This window comes from Arsukibacterium sp. (assembly GCF_018402695.1).
Lineage (GTDB): Bacteria > Pseudomonadota > Gammaproteobacteria > Enterobacterales > Alteromonadaceae > Alishewanella.
On sequence record NZ_JAGYIM010000024.1, the window covers coordinates 302,783 to 321,269 of the forward strand.

The window sequence follows — 18,487 nt, forward strand, 5'->3', positions numbered from 1 at the left end:
GATGCCAATAATATTTGATTACATATTAATACCGTTTAACTTATTGAAATTAAATAATAAAAATATAAGATTCAGGCTGGCACAGGCTCTGCATTAGTCGCTACCAGCAGTAACTACAAATTTAAAAGCACCGTTAGCCCATCAGCTGACGGTAAGTGCATAACAAGGACCTAATAAAATGAAAAAGTTATCTCTGGTTGTGGCAGTAATTAGCGCTGCAGTTTATTTAACTGGCTGTAACCAGGCCAACAGCAGCAGTAACAGTGATACCGCTGAAGTTATCGCGATACCGGTGGAAGCCGCTCTGGCCCGCCAAGGCGAAATCAGCAGCAGCTACCATACCAATGCCACCCTGGCAGCGCGGGCGGAAACAGACGTTATCAGTAAAAGCAGCGGCATTGTTCAGCAAGTTCTAGTGGAAGAAGGTGACTCCGTGCAGGCAGGTCAGTTACTGGCGGTGCTGGAAAATGAGCGGCAGCGCTTTATGCTGGCCAAAGAGCAGGCTGAATTAAGCCGGCTGGACAGCGAACTGCAGCGGATGGGCGAAATGTATCAGCGCAAATTAATCAGCACCGATGTGTATGAAAAATTGCGCTGGCAATATGACTCCGTTAAAGCCTCTGTGGATTTAGCGGAGTTAAGTGTCCGCGAAACCGAAATTCGTGCCCCAATCAGCGGTGTGGTGTCCCGTCGGTATGTGAAAACCGGTCAGTTGATCAGCCAGATGGCACCGCAGTCATTATTTCATCTGGTCGCTAATGCAGAGCTGGAAGCCGTGGTGCATATTCCGGAGCAACAACTGGCGCAGGCGAAAGCCGGTCAGGCAGCTATTTTACGTTTTGCCGGCATGTTACCGGTAGAAGCCAATGTCAGCCGTATTTCACCGGTGGTTGACGCCCAGTCAGGCACAGTGCGCACCACCTTAATTATCGACAATAGTGACGCCAAGCTGCGCCCCGGTATGTTTGCCCAGGTAGAACTGAAATTTGATGTTAAACCAGAAGCGCTGCTGGTGCCTAAGCGGGCCATTATTACCATTGACAACCAGCATAGTGTGTTTGTGGTGGATACAGAAGATAAAGTCAGCCGCAAAGCCGTGCATCTTGGCTACAGTTCAGACACGACGGTGGAAATTTTAGAGGGTGTGGCCACTGGCGAGAAAGTTGTTATTGCCGGCCAGGGGGCCCTGAAAGATCAAAGCTTAGTGACGGTAGTGACTACCCGCGAATTTTAACTGCTACGCCCGGCCTTGCCGGGCGGTTAACCACAGTAACGAATAAATAATAAAAAATGCTGAGAAGGAACCGATTATGAAACTGGTTGATGTAGCGGTAGCACGCCCGGTCACAATATGGATGTTTACCCTGGGTATCCTGTTATTTGGCTTAGTCTCTGCCGGACGGCTGGCCGTAAATTTACTGCCCGATCTATCTTATCCGAGTTTAACTATTCGCACTGAATACCTCGGTGCAGCACCGGTAGAGGTGGAGCAATTAGTTAGTAAACCGATTGAAGAAGCGTTAGGCATTGTCAAAGGGGTGCATAAGGTGCAATCTGTGTCACGCTCTGGCCGCTCTGATGTAGTGCTGGAGTTTGACTGGGGCACCGATATGGATCTGGCCATGCTGGAGGTACGGGAAAAACTCGACGTACTGATGCTGCCGCTGGATATTGAAAAGCCGCTGTTGTTACGTTTTAACCCCAATTTAGACCCGGTGGTGCGGCTGGCTTTAAGCCGCGAAGGGGGCATCAGCAGCGAGCGGGAGTTGGTGTCATTACGCACGTACGCTGAGGAAGATTTACGCCGCAAACTGGAAGCGATGCCCGGCATAGCCGCGGTGCGGCCGGACGGCGGTTTAAACCAGGAAATTCAGGTGCTGGTCGACCCGAACAAGTTAAGCCAGCTGCAACTGGATATTGGCCTAATCAGCAGCCGGCTGGCCGAGGAAAACATTAATTTAGCGGGCGGACGGCTGGAAACTCCGGGCTACGATTTTCTGGTGCGGACCATTAACCAGTTTGCCGATTTGTCCGCCATTGAAAACCTCTATCTGGCAACGGTCGGCACCTCGCAGATACGTTTAAAAGATGTGGCTACCGTGGTCGATGCCTTTGCTGATAGGAAAAGCGTAACCTACGTTAACGGTAGCGAAGCCATTGAAGTGGCGATTTACAAAGAAGGCGATGCCAACACCGTTAACGTCGCCGAATCGCTGCTGGCCGAGCTGCCCAATTTGCGCAAAGGGCTGCCGCAGGATTACAGCCTGACCCTGGTGTACGATCAGTCGGCTTTTATCAAGCAAGCAATCAATGAAGTAAAATCAGCCGGGATCATCGGTGGTTTACTGGCGATGCTGGTGTTGTATTTATTTTTACGCAACGTCTGGGCCACAGTCATTATTTCGGTGTCCATTCCTGTTTCTATTATAGCGACTTTTAATCTGATGTACGGTCAGGGTATTACCCTGAATATGATGAGCCTGGGCGGCATTGCCCTGGCAGTGGGCTTGCTGGTCGACAATGCGATTGTGGTGCTGGAAAACATTGCCCGCCACAAAGAGCAGGGCAAATCTGCGCCCGAGGCAGCAAGAACCGGTACTGGTGAAGTGGCAATGGCTATTACCGCCTCAACCCTGACCACCGTCGCCGTATTTTTCCCACTGGTGTTTGTCGAAGGCATCGCCGGCCAGCTTTTTAAAGATCAGGCACTAACCGTTACCTTTGCTTTGCTGGTGTCACTGGTAGTGGCCTTAACGCTTATTCCTACTATGGCGGCACGTCAGCGCCGGGTAGTGGATGGCAATGTTGAACCAACAGTGGCCAAAGTAAAAGGCACGCGCTGGTATCACAAACTGGGCCGTATCTTGTGGTGGGTGCCCGGCATGATTTTCAAAGGCCTGTATTTTATCTTGCTGGCACTGCTAAGCCTGTTTACGTTGCTGTGGCGGGCAGTCAGCCGGGTGCTCGGGCTGGTATTTAAACCGCTGCTGTTTGTGGTTAAAGCCAGTCTGGACGGCCTTACCCGCATTTATCGCCGTTTACTGAGCGGCGCTTTGCAGGCGAAGTTGCTGACAATTGGCAGCACCTTACTGGTGGCCGCGCTTTGTTATAGCCTGCTGCCACGTTTAGGCGCAGATGTGATCCCAGAGCTGAGTCAGGGCGAATTTTATGTTGAAGTGCAACTGCCGATTGGCAGTGCCATTGAACAAACCGATGCTGTGCTGAAAGATCTGGCAGCAGTTGCGACGCCGCTGGCCGGGGTTGCCCGTAGTTACGGCCAGGTAGGCACCGGTGCTCAGATGACAGTAGACCCGGCCATTGGTGGCAGCCACTGGGGCAGGTTGAACATTGTGATGCAGCCCGGCAGTGATGCCCGGGCCGAACAACAGGTCGTAGAGCAGTTACGCCAGCATATTGCCGGTATGGCCGGGGTTAAAGCGCGTTTCGATAAGCCGGAACTGTTTAGTTTTGCCACGCCGCTGGAAATTGAATTAACCGGTTTTGAACTGGCCGAATTGAAGCAGGCGGCTGATCAGCTGCTGGTCAGCCTGGCTGCAGAGCCACGCTTTACTGATGTTAAAACCAGCCTGCGGCCGGGACAGCCAGAAATAACGCTGTACTTTGATCATGCCCGGCTGGCACAGCTTGGCATGACAGCGCAGCAGGTGGCAAAACGGGTAGCGGTGTATGTGGGTGGTGAAGTCGCGGGCCAGTATTCGGTGAACGACCGCAAAATCGATATCCGGGTGCGTTTGGCTGAGGAATATCGGCAAAATGAGCAACAGTTAGCCTCGCTGATTATTAACCCGGGCAGTGCCCAGCCGTTACCTTTATCGGCAGTGGCCGATATCCGCCGCGAGCTTGGCCCCAGCGAAATTACCCGGGTTGCCCAGCAACGGGTGGCGATTGTCAGCGCTAATCTGGCATTTGGTGACTTAGAACAAGCCACCGCCAGTGCCCGTGCCATCGTTGCAAAGCAAAGCCTGCCCTTTGGTGTCAGTGCGGTGGTAGCCGGCCAGAGTGAAGAAATGCAGCGGGCTTATAGCTCACTGACGATGGCGTTATTGCTGGCTGTTTTTCTGGTGTACTTGGTGATGGCCTCACAGTTTGAAAATCTGCTGCAGCCGCTGCTGATTTTATTTACGGTACCGCTGGCCGGTGCCGGCGCTATTCTTGGCTTGTGGCTAACCGATACCCGGTTGTCTGTTATTGTGTTTATCGGTCTGATTATGCTGGCGGGTATTGTGGTTAACAATGCCATTGTGCTGATCGACCGGATTAACCAGTTACGCCACAGCGGCGTTGAATTAACCGAGGCAATTATTGAAGGCGGTGCCAGCCGCTTACGGCCGGTGCTGATGACTACTCTGACCACAGTACTGGGCTTATTACCGATGGCGCTGGGTGGCGGCGATGGCAGTGAAATCCGTGCGCCGATGGCGGTTACGGTTATTTTCGGTTTATTGTTATCTACCTTGTTAACCCTGGTATTTATTCCGGTGTTATATGGCTTATTCAGCCGGCAACAGCACGCTGCTGAGCCGGCTGTGGTCGCGGAAAATGCGCAGGAGGCGGTATGACTGAGAAGCCATTAGCCATTACCCGGCTGGCGTTAAGCCGGCCGGTTACCGTCACTATGCTGTTTATTTCGCTGCTGTTATTCGGCGGCCTGGCCAGCCGGTTGTTGCCATTGGAAATGTTTCCCGGGATCGATATTCCGCAGCTGTACGTTAATGTGCCGTATAACAACGCCAGCCCGGCAGAAGTTGAGCGGCTGATCACCCGGCCGCTGGAGGAGGCACTGGCGACGGTCAGTGGTATTAAACAAATGCGTAGTTTCTCCAATGAAAACAGCGGTGAAGTGTCGCTGGAATTTAACTGGAGTGAAAACATTGGTAGCAAAAGTCTGGAAGTGCGCGAGCGAATAGATACGGTGCGCCACTTATTACCGGACGATGTCGAGCGGGTGCTGGTATTTCAGTTTAACACCGATGATATGCCGATATTTCAGTTGCGGATATCGTCCGAGCGTGACCTGGCGATGGCCTACGATTTGCTGGAGCAGCAGATAAAACGGCCGCTGGAGCGGGTGCAGGGGGTGTCTAAGGTCGAATTGTATGGGGTGGAGAAGCGCCAGGTCATTATCCGGCTTGACCCGGACAAACTGAAAGCACTGAATGTCGACGCCAATGCGTTATTGGCCCAGTTGCGCGGCAGTAACTTTGCACTGACTGCCGGCGAGCTTAGAAACGCCGAGCAAAGTATTTTGATTAAGCCGCTGGGTGAGTACCGCGAGCTGGCCGAAATTGAACGCTTGCCGGTGCGGCCCGGTTTAATGCTGCGCGATGTCGCCAGTATATCGCTGGAACTGCCAAAGCGCGAGGATGGCCGCCATTTGAACCAGACTTATGCAGTCGGTATGAATGTATTTAAAGAGTCGGGCGCCAACCTGGTCGAGGTGGCCAAAGCCGCGATGGCAGTGGTGGAAGCGGCCGACAGCAATCCGGCTTTTAACGGCATTAATCTGTACATTATGGACGATGTTGCTGATGGCGTGACAACCTCACTAAAAGACTTATTAATGGCTGGTGCTATTGGCGCCTTATTGTCTTTTGTCGTGCTGTACTTATTTTTACGGCACTTAACCACCACCATTGTGGTCGTGCTGTCGGTACCCAGTGCCATTATTATTGCGCTGGGCGCCATGTACTTTATGGGCTACAGCCTGAATATTCTCAGCATGATGGGCCTGATGCTGGCCATTGGTATGCTGGTCGATAACGCGGTAGTGGTTACCGAGAGTATTTTTCGTGAGCGGGCGGCAGGGGGTGATATCCGGGCTGCCACCGAACGCGGTGTGCGCCGGGTAAGCCTGGCTGTGCTGGCTGGCACCGCGACGACTGCCATTGTATTTCTGCCGAATATTATCGGCCAGAAAATGCAGCTGACTATCTTCCTTGAGCACGTAGCTATCGCTATTTGTCTGTGTCTGGCCATTTCGCTGGTGATGGCACTAAGCCTGATCCCGCTGTTAACCACAAAGTTAAAGGTCATTCCGGTTGAGAATGCCAACGGCAGCAAACTGGATCGTCTATACAAGCGCAGCCTGCAAGGCGTAATGAACTGGCCAAAACTGTCGGCGCTGGCCGCTCTGCTGGTGCTGGCCAGTATTGTCGTGCCAATGGGCTCTATGGGTTCAGACGACGGTGATGATGGCGATAATGGCCGGTTGTTTCTTAATTATCATATTCAGGGCAATTACAGCCTGGAAGAAGTACGCGATGAAGTCAGCCTGATGGAAGCCTACCTGTACAGCCGCCAGGACGAACTGCATATCGAGTCGGTTTACAGTTACTACACCGCCGGTTATGCCATGTCGATTATCTTATTAAAAGAGCAGCCGCCACTAAGCCTGACCCAGCTAAAAGATGAAATTCGCAGCGGCTGGCCTACGTTAGTCCGGGCCCGGCCGGTGTTTGGCTGGGGTGGCGGCGGTGGTATGCAACTCCATTTGCTCGGTAACTCTACTGAAGTGCTGATGGAATTATCTGAGATGCTGGTGCCGATGCTGCAAGGGTTAGCCAGCCTGGAGGATGTTACCTCGGACTTAACCGATGGCCAGCAGGAAGTGCAGATTATTCTCAACCACCGCCAGCTGGAACGCTATGGTGTCAGTGCCCAGCAGGTTGCGCAAAGTGTATCGCTGGCCCTGCGCGGCGTGAACTTACGTACCTTTCGCAGCCCGGAGCAGGGTGAGTTGCTGCTGCGGCTGATTTATGATGAGAAAATCAGCCAGTCGGTTGCAGAATTAGAACAGCTGCCGGTAACCAGCGCCAATGGTGTGCCAATAACCCTGGTTCAGCTGGCTGATTTAAATGTTATGCCACGCTTATCCAGCATTCGTCGCTTTGACCGTGCTACCGGCGTTGCTATTCAGATGAACCCGGCCAAAGATTCTGATATGGACAAAGCCCGGGCCGATATTGAACAGCTGATGAAAAGTGTGGCCCTGCCGGAAGGTTACCGCTGGTCATTCCGGGGGAGTTTTCAGCGCCAGGACGAAGAGCAACAGGTGATGATGGTCAATATGCTGCTGGCAGTCGCGATGATTTACATTGTAATGGCCGCGCTGTTTGAATCATTGTTGCTGCCAACAGCGGTTATTGGCTCATTGCTGTTTTCATTGGTAGGGGTGTTCTGGACCTTCCTGTTAACCGGCACCGGCATGGGTGTGATGGGCATGATTGGGATGCTGGTGCTGATGGGGATAGTGGTCAATAACGGTATAGTACTGGTCGACAGGATTAATCAGGACCGCGAGTTATGGCCGTTGCAGGACCTTAAAACCACTATTATTCACGCCTGTGAAGCCCGTTTAAAACCGATCTTAATGACGGTGTCGACCACCGTGCTGGGCTTGTTGCCGCTGGCGATGGGTGGTACCCAGATTGGTGGCGGTGGCCCCAGTTATGCGCCGATGGCGATTGCCATTATTGGTGGGTTATTATTTTCGACCTTAACCAGTTTACTGCTGGTGCCACTAACCTATTACGGCTTGCTGAAACTGCGCGGCGCCTGTGGCCGGCTGGTTAGCCGCAGCAGAAAAATCAGCGACAAAGTATTGCTGGCAAACAAACCTGGCCAACAACCTCCGGGCTAATTTAACGTTGCGGCCGGCGGGCAGAGTTCATACAATGCCTGCCGCCCTGCGTAAGTTCGCCACCGAGAGTTGTAATGGACGCTTTATTTTCCTCGTTTTCTGCTGTCGCCATTGCTGAAATTGGCGATAAAACCCAATTATTATCGTTATTTCTGGCGGCGCGGTTCCGGGCCAAAGGTGCCATTATTGCCGGCATTCTGGTTGCGACTTTATTAAACCATGCGGCATCAGCCTGGCTGGGTGTCTGGCTGGCGCAGTTTATCGCCCCGGCCATTGGCCCCTGGTTACTTGGCGGCTCTTTTATTGTTGTTGGTTTATGGCTGCTTATTCCGGATAAAGATGACAGTAATGAAACCGGGGTACTGAGATACGGCGCGTTTGCGGCCAGTTGTATTTTATTTTTTCTGGCTGAAATTGGTGATAAAACCCAGATCGCAACGGTTATTCTGGCGGCGACTTTTGAGGACGCCGTCTGGATGGTGATCTGGGGTACTACCCTTGGCATGCTGGCGGCCAATGTGCCTGTAGTATACGCCGGCAGCTGGCTGCTCCAAAAAATCTCGCTGGATTGGGCCCGGCGTATCGCCTGCGCGGTCTTTATCATCCTTGGGGTAGTAACCATACTCTCAGCATAAGGAATTTAAGCTACCTATTATCAGCCAGGGTTCAGCCGGGATCGGTTCTGATAGCGTCATGCAATAAGAAATGCAGCCAGATCGCGGCAGCCACAGAGAACCTTTATGATGAAATTAATGCTTATTAGTGCGGGTTTGCTAACTTTTATACCGGCTGCTGTTTTCGCCGATACGGTGCTGACCGAGCAAAACCTGAGCCGGCTGGAAGCGGCTTTGCCGAAACTGGCAAAAATAAAACAGGATGATGTGAGATCACTGCACAATGTAAGACTGCAGCGCCACTGTGACTGGTCGCGCCATGCCATTGAGGTAAGGGCCCAGCAGCAGGGTAAAAGCTACCTGGCCGAGGTAGATAACATACTGGCTGAACATCAGTTAAGCCCGTCATTATTTATGGAGCTGACAGCTAAAAGCAGCTGGCCACTGCTCCGGTCACTGCAGCCGGTATTGTCAGTTACCCGGCAAACTCTGGCATTTTTACCGCAAGCGCAGCGTGATCAGGCCGAACAATTACTGGCCCAGACCGACAATATGACCCAGGTGGTAGAGCCATGTTTGTCTGAGGCGGATAGCATCGCGTTGCGTCAGCACCAGCAGCGCTTAATTGCCCTGGCCAGCAAACTGCCGGGCAGTATTTTGCCGGTGCAACCGGGTGCCGCGGCCAACCCTGATTAACCCCATTTCGCCGCGGAAACAGTTAAGGAACACAATGAATAGTGTCACCATTTTGGTTGATGTACAGAATATCTACTACACCAGTCGCCAGGCTTTTGGCAAAAGCTTTGACTACAACGCCTTCTGGGCAGAAGTGACAGCCGGGCGCAAGGTGGATAAAGCCATAGCTTATGCCATAGACCGCGGCGATGAAAAGCAGCGCCAGTTTCAGAATATTCTGCGGGCTATCGGTTTTGAAGTAAAACTGAAACCCTTTATTCAGCGTGCTGACGGCTCGGCCAAGGGCGACTGGGATGTGGGTATTACCCTGGATGCAATTGAATATGGCCAGCACAGTGATCTGTTGGTACTGGCCTCGGGTGACGGTGACTTTGCCCTGCTGGCTGAGCGTTTGATCAGCAACTACCAGACTGAAGTCGAGGTTTACGGTGTCCCAAGCCTGACGGCACAGGCGCTGGTGAATGCCGCCAGCCGCTTCATACCCATTGGCCCGGCACTATTGCTCGGTTAAGCCAGGCGACTGCACCGCTTTAAAAAAACGTTGCCAGTTGTTGTAACGGCCGGTACTGATCGTCGACCAGCCACAAGTAACGCCATTTGTCGAAAGTAAGACAAGGATGCGAGGTACTAAGCAGCACAATATCACCTACTTGTGGCGTCACGGTTGCGCTGTATTGCCAGAATGCATGCTGATCCATCACTTTTACTGTCTGACAATCGCCTAAGTTGTCACTGATAAGTATGCCGTCGCGGTAAATGGCATCAGCTTGCGGCAGACCGGCATCAAAGGCGGCATCACGTTTACCAAAGGCCAGAATGGCCAGCCCCGGCTCAGGTAACGACTGTACATATACTGCTATTTGCAATGCGTTGACAAGGCTGGAGCCAAGCTTAGCGGCCAGTTTGCTGCGCTTATCTACCGCATGTTGCGCCTGACAGTAAATGCCCTGATCATGGCTGACATAGCAACCGGGGCGCAGCACAATCTGCATGTTGGTTGGTACCGTGGCTTTGGTTAATTCCGCGGCCACAATATCGTACCAGGCCGAGCCAGCCCCGCTAATAAGCAACTGTGAGTGCGACAGTAACTGTTGTCGATACAGCGCTTTACAAAGTGCTGCAGCTTGCTGGGCGAATTGAGCAACGCTATCTTTGACATTGTTGCTGTTAATTACGCCTTCATAGAACTCAATACCCGCCAGTGTCACGCCAGGCATTCCGGTAAGCTGTTGCGCCAGAGCCAATGCTTGCTGATTAGTGCGGCAACCGCAACGTCCGCCCGGCACACCCAATTCAATCAGCACCGGCAGCTGCAGTTGCCGCGCCTGAAAGAAAGCTGACAGCGCCGCAGCGTTATCCGGATGATCAACACAGACAAACACCTCAATACTATCGGCCAGCAACGCGGCTACAATCTGCATATTGGCATTACCCACTAACTGATTGGCCAGAATGATCCGGCTGGCGCCCGCTTCAGCAGCAATTTGCGCCTGATACGCAGTTGCGACAGTTAAGCCCCAGGCGCCGGCAGCCAGTTGCTGTTGAAACAACCAGGGGGTCATGGTGGTTTTACCATGGGGTGCCAGTAATACGCCGCTGGCATCAGCAAACTGCTGCATCCAGCGAATGTTATGGAGTACCGCTGGCTGCTTTAACAGCGCAGCAGGCAGACAGATATCATGCCCAAATAAAGTTGGTTCGGTGTTATCAGCTTCCGGCATCGCTGCTTTATGGTTTACTTTTTGGTACTTCATAACATCCTGCTTGTTGTTTTTTAAGTGTATTTTCACCATCACTTCAGTAAATGACTGTAATAAAGCCATTTTAATATTTACTTTCTGGCGTTGATGGTACAAAGTATCTTTATTGGTGATGTGAATGTTACTTTAGCAAAAGTTACTGAGTAACACTATATAACAAAACAGGTATTAACGATGAGTTATGAAATTGATGTGCTGTCACGCATTTCTGAGCGGTTTGTCGAAATGAGCGAGTCAGAGCAGCGGGTCGCCCAGCTTATTCTGGACAACGTTAAAGCGGCAACCGAAATGAGCATTGCCAAACTATCGGCTAATGCCGGGGTTAGCCAGGCTACGGTTACCCGCTTTGCCAGAACAGTAGAGTGCAAAGACGTACGCCAGCTTAAAGTTAAACTGGCCCAGTCGCTGGCGGTAGGCCAGCGCTTTGTCGAGGAGACACCCGATTTAGACGGCATTCAGGGCGTTTACGAAGCCATTAAAAACACCCTGGATTTAAGCCGCAAGTTGCTGGTTGAAGCAGATATCCGCCTCGCCGTCAGTTACCTGCAAAATGCGCGGATGATTTTTTGTATTGGGATGGGCGGCGGCTCATCGATTGGCTCGCAGGAGCTGCAATACCGGTTATTTCGCTTCGGCATGCCGGTATGCAGTTATCAGGATGGCTTGTTAACCCGAATGGTGGCGGCGGCGGTAGAGCCACAGGACGTAATGGTAGCCATTTCGCTTACTGGTAATACCGGTGAAATTATTGATTCAGCCGCCATTGCCAGACAGTATGGCGCTAAAGTCATCGCGATTACCAAGCCTGGCTCTGCGCTGGCGGCCAATGCCGATATCGTACTGGGCTTACAAGCTCCGGAAACCGACTTTATTTACAAACCATCGGCATCGCGCTACGCCATGCTGGCGATTATTGATGTGCTGGCAACCGAAGTAGCCAAGCTGAATAAGCGCAAGTCGCGCGATAAGCTGCGCCGGGTAAAACTTTCACTCGACAGCCACCGCGGTGGTGATGAACGCCAGCCACTGGGAGATTAAGCAGATGACCATTACCCGCTACGGTATAGACCAAAGCACCGGTACCGGTGGCCAGCGCTTACCCTTTGCCAAGGCCGTAGAGGCTGGCGGCTGGCTGTATGTGTCAGGCCAGACCCCAATGCGCGATGGCGAAGTGGTTGAGGGGGGTATTGTTGAGCAATCGAAGCTGGCCCTGCAGAACTGCCTGGATATTATGACCAGCGCCGGCTTTGCGCTTAGCGATGTGGTGCATGTCAAAGTGTATCTGACAGATGCCCGTTATTTCAGCAGTTTTAATCAGGTATTTGCCAGTGTATTTGCCGACGCGCCACCGGCACGGATCTGTGCCGTGGCAGATTTAGTGGTGGATTGTAAGGTAGAAGTGGACCTTACCTGTTACCGCGCCGACCGGGCCTGATATGAACGGCGGCCACTTTTTATTTGGCTTTGGTTTATACCTGTTACTAATGATTATCATCAGTTATCTGGTATCGCGCCGTCAGCACAGTAATGACGATTTTTTGTTGGCCGGGCGAAATGTCTCAGCCCGTCTGACTTTTGGCAGCACGGTGGCGACCATGATTGGCACTGGTACCAGTATGGGGGCCGTCGGTTTTGCCTACAACCATGGCTGGAGTGGCATGTTATACGGGGTCGGAGGGGCGGTGGGCATTTTGCTTACGGCCTGGTTATTTGCACCGCTGCGACGCATGCGTTTTATGACCATGAGTGAAGAGCTGAGCTATTACGTTGCTGCTAATCTGTGGGTGAAACAGGCAAGTGCGGTCCTGATTTTTCTGGCGTCGCTGGGCTGGCTGGGCGCTCACATTATTGGCGGGGCGCTGTATTTATCCTGGGCCACCGGTATTGACTTACTGTATGCCAAACTAATGATTGGCGGCGCTTACACCCTGTATGTGATGATTGGCGGCTACCGGGCAGTGATCTGGACTGACAGCATGATGGCCCTGGTGCTGTTCAGCGGCTTCTTGTTGATGGGCTACGCCGCGTTACAGGCAGTGGGTAGCCTGAGCCAACTTAATGTCGCGCTGACAAGTGCTACAGAAAGCGGTGTTATCACCCATATTTCATTGTTGCCGGCGATTTCACTGGCTGCCGTGGTCGCGGTGGGCGTACTGGCCACCCCGTCTTTCAGGCAACGGATCTATGCCGCAAGAGATGTCAGAACAGTGCGCCGCTCCTTTATCTGCTCTGGCTTGCTGTATCTGGCCTTTGCTGCGTTGCCGGCTTTAATCGGGATCTCGGCACGGGTTCTGAGCCCTGAACTGGCTAATCATCAGTTTGCTTTTACCACCCTGGCAGTGGTGCTGCTGCCGGGCTTACTTAGTATGGCAGTATTACTGGCCGGATTATCTGCGACCTTGTCATCAGCCAGTTCTGATGCCATTGCAGCGGTATCGGTATTGATCCGTGATCTGTATCAGGGGGCGACCGGCACTATGCCCGAGGCGGGCAAAGCCATTTTGTACTCGCGGCTGGCAGTATTGCTGGTGTCTGGCCTGGCATTAACCCTGGCGCTACTGTCTGATGATTTAATCCGTTATATCACCGGCATGATCGCCACCCTGATGTCCGGCCTGTTTGTCTGTGCTTTGTTAGGGCGCTTCTGGCTGCGTTTCAGTTGGCAGGGAGCGCTGGCGGCAATGCTTACAGCCATGTCCACTTCGTTAGCGATCCTGAATCACGCCGGTTGGCTGGCTTACTGGGGCAACCCCTGTTTACCGGCAGTAGCAGCTTCTATGCTGGCGGCGGTGGTAGTAAGTCTGGTCACGCCAGCGCCTGCTATCAGCCGGCAGCAGGCGCTGGCAATAATTACTGCCCAGCGCGAACCGGCCATGGCTACGTCGCAGCAGCCGGTAGTTCAATCACCCCACACCCGCAGCACTTAGCGGAGGACTAATGCGTATTTTCACTGCATCACTGGCTACCGAAACTAATACGTTTTCGCCGATGTATACCGACATTCATAGTTTTTATGACAGTTTTTATGCACCACCTGGTCGGCATCCGGCAACGCCAACCCTGTGCAGCGCGCCGCTGGTTGCCTGCCGGGAAATTGCCGCCGCCGACCCATCGCTCGAGGTGATTGAAGGCAGTTGTGCCTGGGCAGAACCTGGCGGTTTATTAAATCGCCAGTCGTATGAACAGCTGCGCGATGAAATATTGCAGCAGCTGCAACAGGCCATGCCGGTGCAGGCCGTATTGCTGGGGTTGCATGGCGCTATGGTGGCGCAGGGTTATGATGACTGTGAAGGGGACCTGCTAAGCCGGGTGCGGGCAATAGTTGGAGCCGAGGCTATTATCGGCGCTACGCTTGACCCGCATAGCCACTTAACGGCCCAGCGGCTGGCGGCAGCCAACCTGTTGATTGCTTTTAAAGAATTCCCGCATTTAGATTTTATGCAGCGGGCGCGTGAGCTGGTACAACTGGCCCTGGCTGCGGTAAGAGGTGATATTAAACCGGTGATGAGCAGTTTTGACTGCAGGATGATTGATGTATTGCCTACCAGCCACGAGCCGATGAAGTCTTTTGTCAGTAAAATAAGGCAACTGGAGCAGCAAGCCGGGGTGTTATCGATTTCAGTGATCCATGGTTTTATGGCGGGCGATGTCGCCGATATGGGCAGCAAATTGCTGGTGATCACCGATAATCAGCCCGAGCGGGGACAGGCACTGGCTACAACACTGGGAATGGAGCTGTATACATTTCGTGGCCGCACCTTGCCACAGTTCAATGACATCGCCAGTGCACTGGATCTGGCCGCTGAGGTGAAGGGTACTACCGTACTGGCCGATGTCTGGGATAACCCGGGCGGTGGGGTTGCCGGTGACGGCACCCTGATTTTAGAGCAAATTATTGCCCGCAAGCTCAGCGGGGTAGCAGTGGGCACTATCTGGGATCCGATGGCGGTTAAATTGTGTTTTGCCGCAGGAGAAGGTGCGGTTATTGAGCTGCGTTTTGGTGGCAAAAGTGGCGCCACGGCCGGACCGCCCCTTGATAAGCAGGTAGTGGTAGAGCGGTTACAGGCCAATGCTGAGCAGCAATTTGCCGACAGCAGTGTACCGATGGGTGACTGTGCTTTAATAAGCTTTGAGGGTATTAAAGTGATTTTAAACAGTAATCGTTGCCAGTCATTCGACCCCAGTTTATTCCGGGCGCTGGGAATTGCGCCGGAGCAATGTCGGATCCTGCTGGTGAAATCGACCAACCACTTTTATCAGGGCTTTGCGCCGCTGGCCGAGCAGGTGATCTATGTCGATGCCGGGGCACCTTACCCCAGTGATCCGCGGCACAACGGTTATAAAAAGCTTAGCCGGCTGTTATGGCCAATCAATGACAGGCCATTTGACTAGCCATTTGACTATCTCCGCACTACCCGCAGCTAGCGTGGCAGGTTAATGCGCTCGATACAGCCACATTGCTGAATAGTGATATATAGCAGCGAATCATCATTATTAAGGCTGACATTGGTCGGCAGCGGGTGATTCAGCTTGTATTCGGCCAGTAGCTCGCCCGTGCTGCTGAGTTTAACCACGGTACCTTTGCCATAGCGTGCTACGTACAGGTTACCGTTGCGGTCAACGCGCATGCCGTCCAGGCCATGATCGCTGAAACGGGCGACCAGTTGCTTTTCGCCAAGGCTGTGGTCGGCGTTTATGTTAAAGCGCCAGATCTGACGCTGAACACTTTCATTCACATATAAATAGTGTTGGTCGGGGCTGATGGCAATACCATTGGTTGTGCCCATTACAGCCATAAGCGTGCTGTCGCCGTCTGGGGTAACCCGCCATAGCTGACCGCTGTTATCAGCCCAGTTTGGGTCGCTGGCATAGATCACACCGTTATCCAATACCGCCAAATCATTCGGTTGGTGCATGGCGCTGTTATGGGCGTGCACGGTTAAATTGTTGTGCTGATATTTAAGAACATTATGGCCGGTATAATCGGCAATATACATAGCGCCGCTACGGTCAAAGACAATGCCATTGCCGGTGCTACCCTCTGGCAACTTCAGGTGCAATGATGCGGTACCTTCAGGCGTTACTTTGCCAATAGTCCCGTCCACTTCAAAATTAACCGCATACAGATTTCCTCCGCTATCCACCGCAGGCCCTTCCACTGCGGCAGAAAAGGTGCCGGGCTTCAGCCAGACTTCACTGTGGGGCGCAACTTCCAGCAGCTGTTGCAGCGGGCGGTGCAGGGCGATGATCATTTCCTGTTGAATAGTTGCAGCACCGGTCAGTTGCCTGCTGATAAGATCCCGCTCTGTGGCAGTTAGCGGTTGTTGCTGAGCGATGCGGTTAAGCATGGTTAGCGCAGACTGACTAAGGGCTGCTATCTGATCAAATACAGGCGCCAACTTCGGATGGTTAACATCAGCTAATGCTTCAGCTGCCTGGAGCCATTGCTGCAGCTGCGCAAGCAGCCGGGCATAAACTGCCGGATTTTTATCGGCCAGCCAGTGGCTGATTTCTTCGCTGAACCTGCGCATCGCAGGATGCTCTGCTGGCAGATAATCTACCAACTGATTAAGCGGTGCATCAGCATGATAAAAGCCAGCCACTGATTTTTCATGCAGGCGGTGGTAGTAATGGGCCGGCTCCAGCGTCTGACTAAGCAGGGTCAGTGCTGCCAGCTTATCCTTGCCAACCAGCGCAGCAAAGCCCTGCTGTTGCTGGCGAACGCTATGCAGTTGGTTGTTGGTATTGGCGTGCTCAAACCGCTGCTGCATGCGCCGGTACAGGCTTTGCTCATCCTGCAAAGCGGCGGTTGACCATAAGCGCTCGGCAACGGCAAAACCGTTTGGCCATAACCGGATATCAATGTTCTGTGGTGTTACCAGTTCGCCCCACAGCGCTATTTCCCCGCCGACAATCCGCTGCCGGCTGGCAGCGTCCAGCTCCTGCTGCTGCAAGCGGAAGGGCAGTGCTTTGCTTGCCGGTTGTGCCAGCGCTATCGCTCTGCCGTCGACTGAATAGGCGGCATTGCCGACCAGCAGCTGGCCATGCAATCCGGCTGCCGCCTGATTATCGTCAGCATCAGCAGTGACGCTAAACTGCCCTTGCAATGGCCCCATCCAGCTATCGGCAAAAAAACTGAGCTGATTGGCATTAATGCTGAATTGCTGCAGCAATTGGGGTTGGCGCCCGCTAAATTGCAGCAGGGCATGACTGTTGCCGTCCGCCAGATATAACAGCAGTAATTGGCCACTGATGGCATTGCCGCGCTTACGGGCAAATTGAAACTGCCAGGCCGACCATTGCTGCAACGTACTAAGATCGGGCATTGATGTTGCGTCAGGCAACGGATCATTGCGATAGTGATAGCTGGCAAATTGCGGCTGATCCAGATAGTACCCGGTCGATAACATGGCCTGATGGCCGGCCCGGGCGGCATCGGCCAGTGATTCAGTACCCCGCCAGGACTGAACAAGTACCGATGTTGGCAGCTCACCTTCCAGTACCTCATCCCAGCCAATCATCTGCCGGTCTAGTTGCTGCACTATTTGTTGCAACCGGCGATTAAAGTAGGCTTGCAGCGCCGGTGGATCAGCCAGTTGCTGTTGCTGCATAAAGTCGACGATATGTGGGGTAGTCAGCCAGTGATCAGGCAGTACTTCATCGCCGCCTATGTGCAGGTAGCGATCAGGAAATACGGCGGCCACTTCGGCCAGCAAATCGGCCAGGAAAGCATAGACCTGTTCGTTACTCGGATCTAACACCGCTTTGTGCACGCCCCAGTGCCGCTCGGGCACCGCCGGCCCTGCTGCGGCCATCAGTTCGGGGTAGGCCGCGCCCAAAGCAGTAGTATGGCCGGGTAAGTCTATCTCCGGCACTATTCTGATGCCACGCTCGGCGGCGTAATGCACCAGCTCACGCAGTTGTTGCTGGGTATAGTAGCCGTCGCGGCCACCAACTTTATGTAATTCAGGGTAGCGAAGTGATTCAAAGCGCCAGCCCTGATCGTCTGTTAAATGTAAATGCAGCACATTTAGTTTTGCTATCGTCATCATATCTAACTGGCGTTTTAAAGTTGTCAGCGGCAAGAAGCGCCGGGCCGGGTCCAGTAACAATCCGCGCCAGCGAAAGCGTGGCTGATCGTTAATTGTCAACGCCGGGACACTGATCGTACTGTCACTTATCTGCACCAGCTGCAATAACGTTTCAAGGCCGCGCACTATACCGATATTATCCGGCGCCTGCAGGAGAATCTGGCCGGGCGTTACCTGCAGCTGATATTGCTCGGCCATCCCCAGCTGCGGTACTGGCTCAGCCGGATCACTGCCAGATAGTTGCAATAACAAAGTGGGGTTAATATCAGAGTTAAAAGCCAGTCCGGTTTGCTGGCTTAACCGCTGTTTAAATCGATTTGCTGCTGCTTCCAGCATGGGATTGTTGGCAGGTACGGCAATTGCAAAGTCGCTGCTGAGCGCAAAGTGGCCAGTCTGTCGGGTTAGCTCTGCCGGATACGGCAACAGCGGCAGCTTCGAGGCAGCGAAAACCGGCGCCATGCATGGGATCAGCAGAATTAACCAGCATAAATAACGCATAACAAAAGTGCTTTTTGTTGTTACTTGGTAACATATTAATAAGCAATAACTTCAGGCTTGTCTAGAATTAGATGCTATATAAAGCTGTTTTTTCGCTGATTAATGTTTACTTTTTGAACTCAATGGTACAAAGTAACATTTGAGCTTGGCGTATTTGGTAGTGATGTT

At 52.9% G+C, this 18,487-nt stretch carries 12 protein-coding genes; 10 read left to right on the forward strand and 2 right to left on the reverse strand.

The window, feature by feature from the left end:
* The first annotated feature begins 178 nt into the window (after window positions 1–178).
* From KG631_RS17300 to KG631_RS17325, 6 genes are all read left to right on the forward strand, one after another.
* Window positions 179–1,234 carry an efflux RND transporter periplasmic adaptor subunit gene (locus tag KG631_RS17300; RefSeq protein WP_214000885.1) on the forward strand — a complete coding sequence of 352 codons (1,056 nt, stop codon included), beginning with the start codon at window positions 179–181 and terminating at the stop codon, window positions 1,232–1,234.
* 76 nt (window positions 1,235–1,310) lie between these two features.
* A complete protein-coding gene (locus tag KG631_RS17305; RefSeq protein ID WP_214000886.1) occupies window positions 1,311–4,580 on the forward strand; it encodes an efflux RND transporter permease subunit in 3,270 nt (1,089 codons plus the stop codon).
* Window positions 4,577–7,660, forward strand: a complete 3,084-nt coding sequence (locus KG631_RS17310) for an efflux RND transporter permease subunit (RefSeq protein WP_214000887.1) — start codon at window positions 4,577–4,579, stop codon at window positions 7,658–7,660. Before KG631_RS17305 ends, KG631_RS17310 begins: the two co-directional genes overlap by 4 nt.
* A 74-nt stretch (window positions 7,661–7,734) precedes the next feature.
* A complete protein-coding gene (locus KG631_RS17315; RefSeq protein ID WP_214000888.1) occupies window positions 7,735–8,295 on the forward strand; it encodes a TMEM165/GDT1 family protein in 561 nt (186 codons plus the stop codon).
* 105 nt (window positions 8,296–8,400) lie between these two features.
* Window positions 8,401–8,970 carry a hypothetical protein gene (locus KG631_RS17320; protein WP_214000889.1) on the forward strand — a complete coding sequence of 190 codons (570 nt, stop codon included), beginning with the start codon at window positions 8,401–8,403 and terminating at the stop codon, window positions 8,968–8,970.
* Between the two features lie 34 nt (window positions 8,971–9,004).
* Window positions 9,005–9,481 (forward strand): NYN domain-containing protein, encoded by a 477-nt coding sequence (locus KG631_RS17325; RefSeq protein ID WP_214000890.1) that lies wholly within the window; start codon window positions 9,005–9,007, stop codon window positions 9,479–9,481.
* A gap of 19 nt (window positions 9,482–9,500) precedes the next feature.
* On the opposite strand, the gene KG631_RS17330 is transcribed toward KG631_RS17325, so the two are convergent.
* Window positions 9,501–10,724 carry an amino acid deaminase gene (locus KG631_RS17330; RefSeq protein ID WP_214000891.1) on the reverse strand — a complete coding sequence of 408 codons (1,224 nt, stop codon included), beginning with the start codon at window positions 10,722–10,724 and terminating at the stop codon, window positions 9,501–9,503.
* A gap of 180 nt (window positions 10,725–10,904) precedes the next feature.
* Here KG631_RS17330 and KG631_RS17335 point away from each other — a divergent pair, with 180 nt between their 5' ends.
* The 4 genes from KG631_RS17335 to KG631_RS17350 are packed head-to-tail and all read left to right on the forward strand — an operon-like array spanning window position 10,905 to window position 15,122.
* Window positions 10,905–11,768, forward strand: coding sequence for a MurR/RpiR family transcriptional regulator (locus KG631_RS17335; protein WP_214000892.1), 864 nt, complete (start codon window positions 10,905–10,907; stop codon window positions 11,766–11,768).
* A 4-nt stretch (window positions 11,769–11,772) separates the two neighbouring features.
* Window positions 11,773–12,165 (forward strand): RidA family protein, encoded by a 393-nt coding sequence (locus KG631_RS17340; protein WP_214000893.1) that lies wholly within the window; start codon window positions 11,773–11,775, stop codon window positions 12,163–12,165.
* A 1-nt stretch (window position 12,166) separates the two neighbouring features.
* A complete protein-coding gene (locus KG631_RS17345) occupies window positions 12,167–13,657 on the forward strand; it encodes a sodium:solute symporter family protein (RefSeq protein ID WP_214000894.1) in 1,491 nt (496 codons plus the stop codon).
* Between the two features lie 10 nt (window positions 13,658–13,667).
* Entirely contained in the window at window positions 13,668–15,122 is a 1,455-nt protein-coding gene (locus tag KG631_RS17350) for a M81 family metallopeptidase (protein ID WP_214000895.1), read from the forward strand.
* A 29-nt stretch (window positions 15,123–15,151) separates the two neighbouring features.
* On the opposite strand, the gene KG631_RS17355 is transcribed toward KG631_RS17350, so the two are convergent.
* A complete protein-coding gene (locus KG631_RS17355) occupies window positions 15,152–18,319 on the reverse strand; it encodes a family 20 glycosylhydrolase (protein ID WP_214000896.1) in 3,168 nt (1,055 codons plus the stop codon).
* Between the last annotated feature and the right edge of the window lie 168 nt (window positions 18,320–18,487).

Excerpts from the sequence above, each read along its gene's own strand:
- KG631_RS17310 (WP_214000887.1), top strand. The coding sequence starts at position 4,577 with ATGACTGAGAAGCCATTAGCCATTACCCGGCTGGCGTTAAGCCGGCCG.
- KG631_RS17330 (WP_214000891.1), bottom strand. The coding sequence starts at position 10,724 with ATGAAGTACCAAAAAGTAAACCATAAAGCAGCGATGCCGGAAGCTGAT.
- KG631_RS17350 (WP_214000895.1), top strand. The coding sequence starts at position 13,668 with ATGCGTATTTTCACTGCATCACTGGCTACCGAAACTAATACGTTTTCG.
- KG631_RS17335 (WP_214000892.1), top strand. The coding sequence starts at position 10,905 with ATGAGTTATGAAATTGATGTGCTGTCACGCATTTCTGAGCGGTTTGTC.
- KG631_RS17305 (WP_214000886.1), top strand. The coding sequence starts at position 1,311 with ATGAAACTGGTTGATGTAGCGGTAGCACGCCCGGTCACAATATGGATG.
- KG631_RS17300 (WP_214000885.1), top strand. The coding sequence starts at position 179 with ATGAAAAAGTTATCTCTGGTTGTGGCAGTAATTAGCGCTGCAGTTTAT.
- KG631_RS17320 (WP_214000889.1), top strand. The coding sequence starts at position 8,401 with ATGATGAAATTAATGCTTATTAGTGCGGGTTTGCTAACTTTTATACCG.
- KG631_RS17315 (WP_214000888.1), top strand. The coding sequence starts at position 7,735 with ATGGACGCTTTATTTTCCTCGTTTTCTGCTGTCGCCATTGCTGAAATT.
- KG631_RS17355 (WP_214000896.1), bottom strand. The coding sequence starts at position 18,319 with ATGCGTTATTTATGCTGGTTAATTCTGCTGATCCCATGCATGGCGCCG.
- KG631_RS17325 (WP_214000890.1), top strand. The coding sequence starts at position 9,005 with ATGAATAGTGTCACCATTTTGGTTGATGTACAGAATATCTACTACACC.
- KG631_RS17340 (WP_214000893.1), top strand. The coding sequence starts at position 11,773 with ATGACCATTACCCGCTACGGTATAGACCAAAGCACCGGTACCGGTGGC.
- KG631_RS17345 (WP_214000894.1), top strand. The coding sequence starts at position 12,167 with ATGAACGGCGGCCACTTTTTATTTGGCTTTGGTTTATACCTGTTACTA.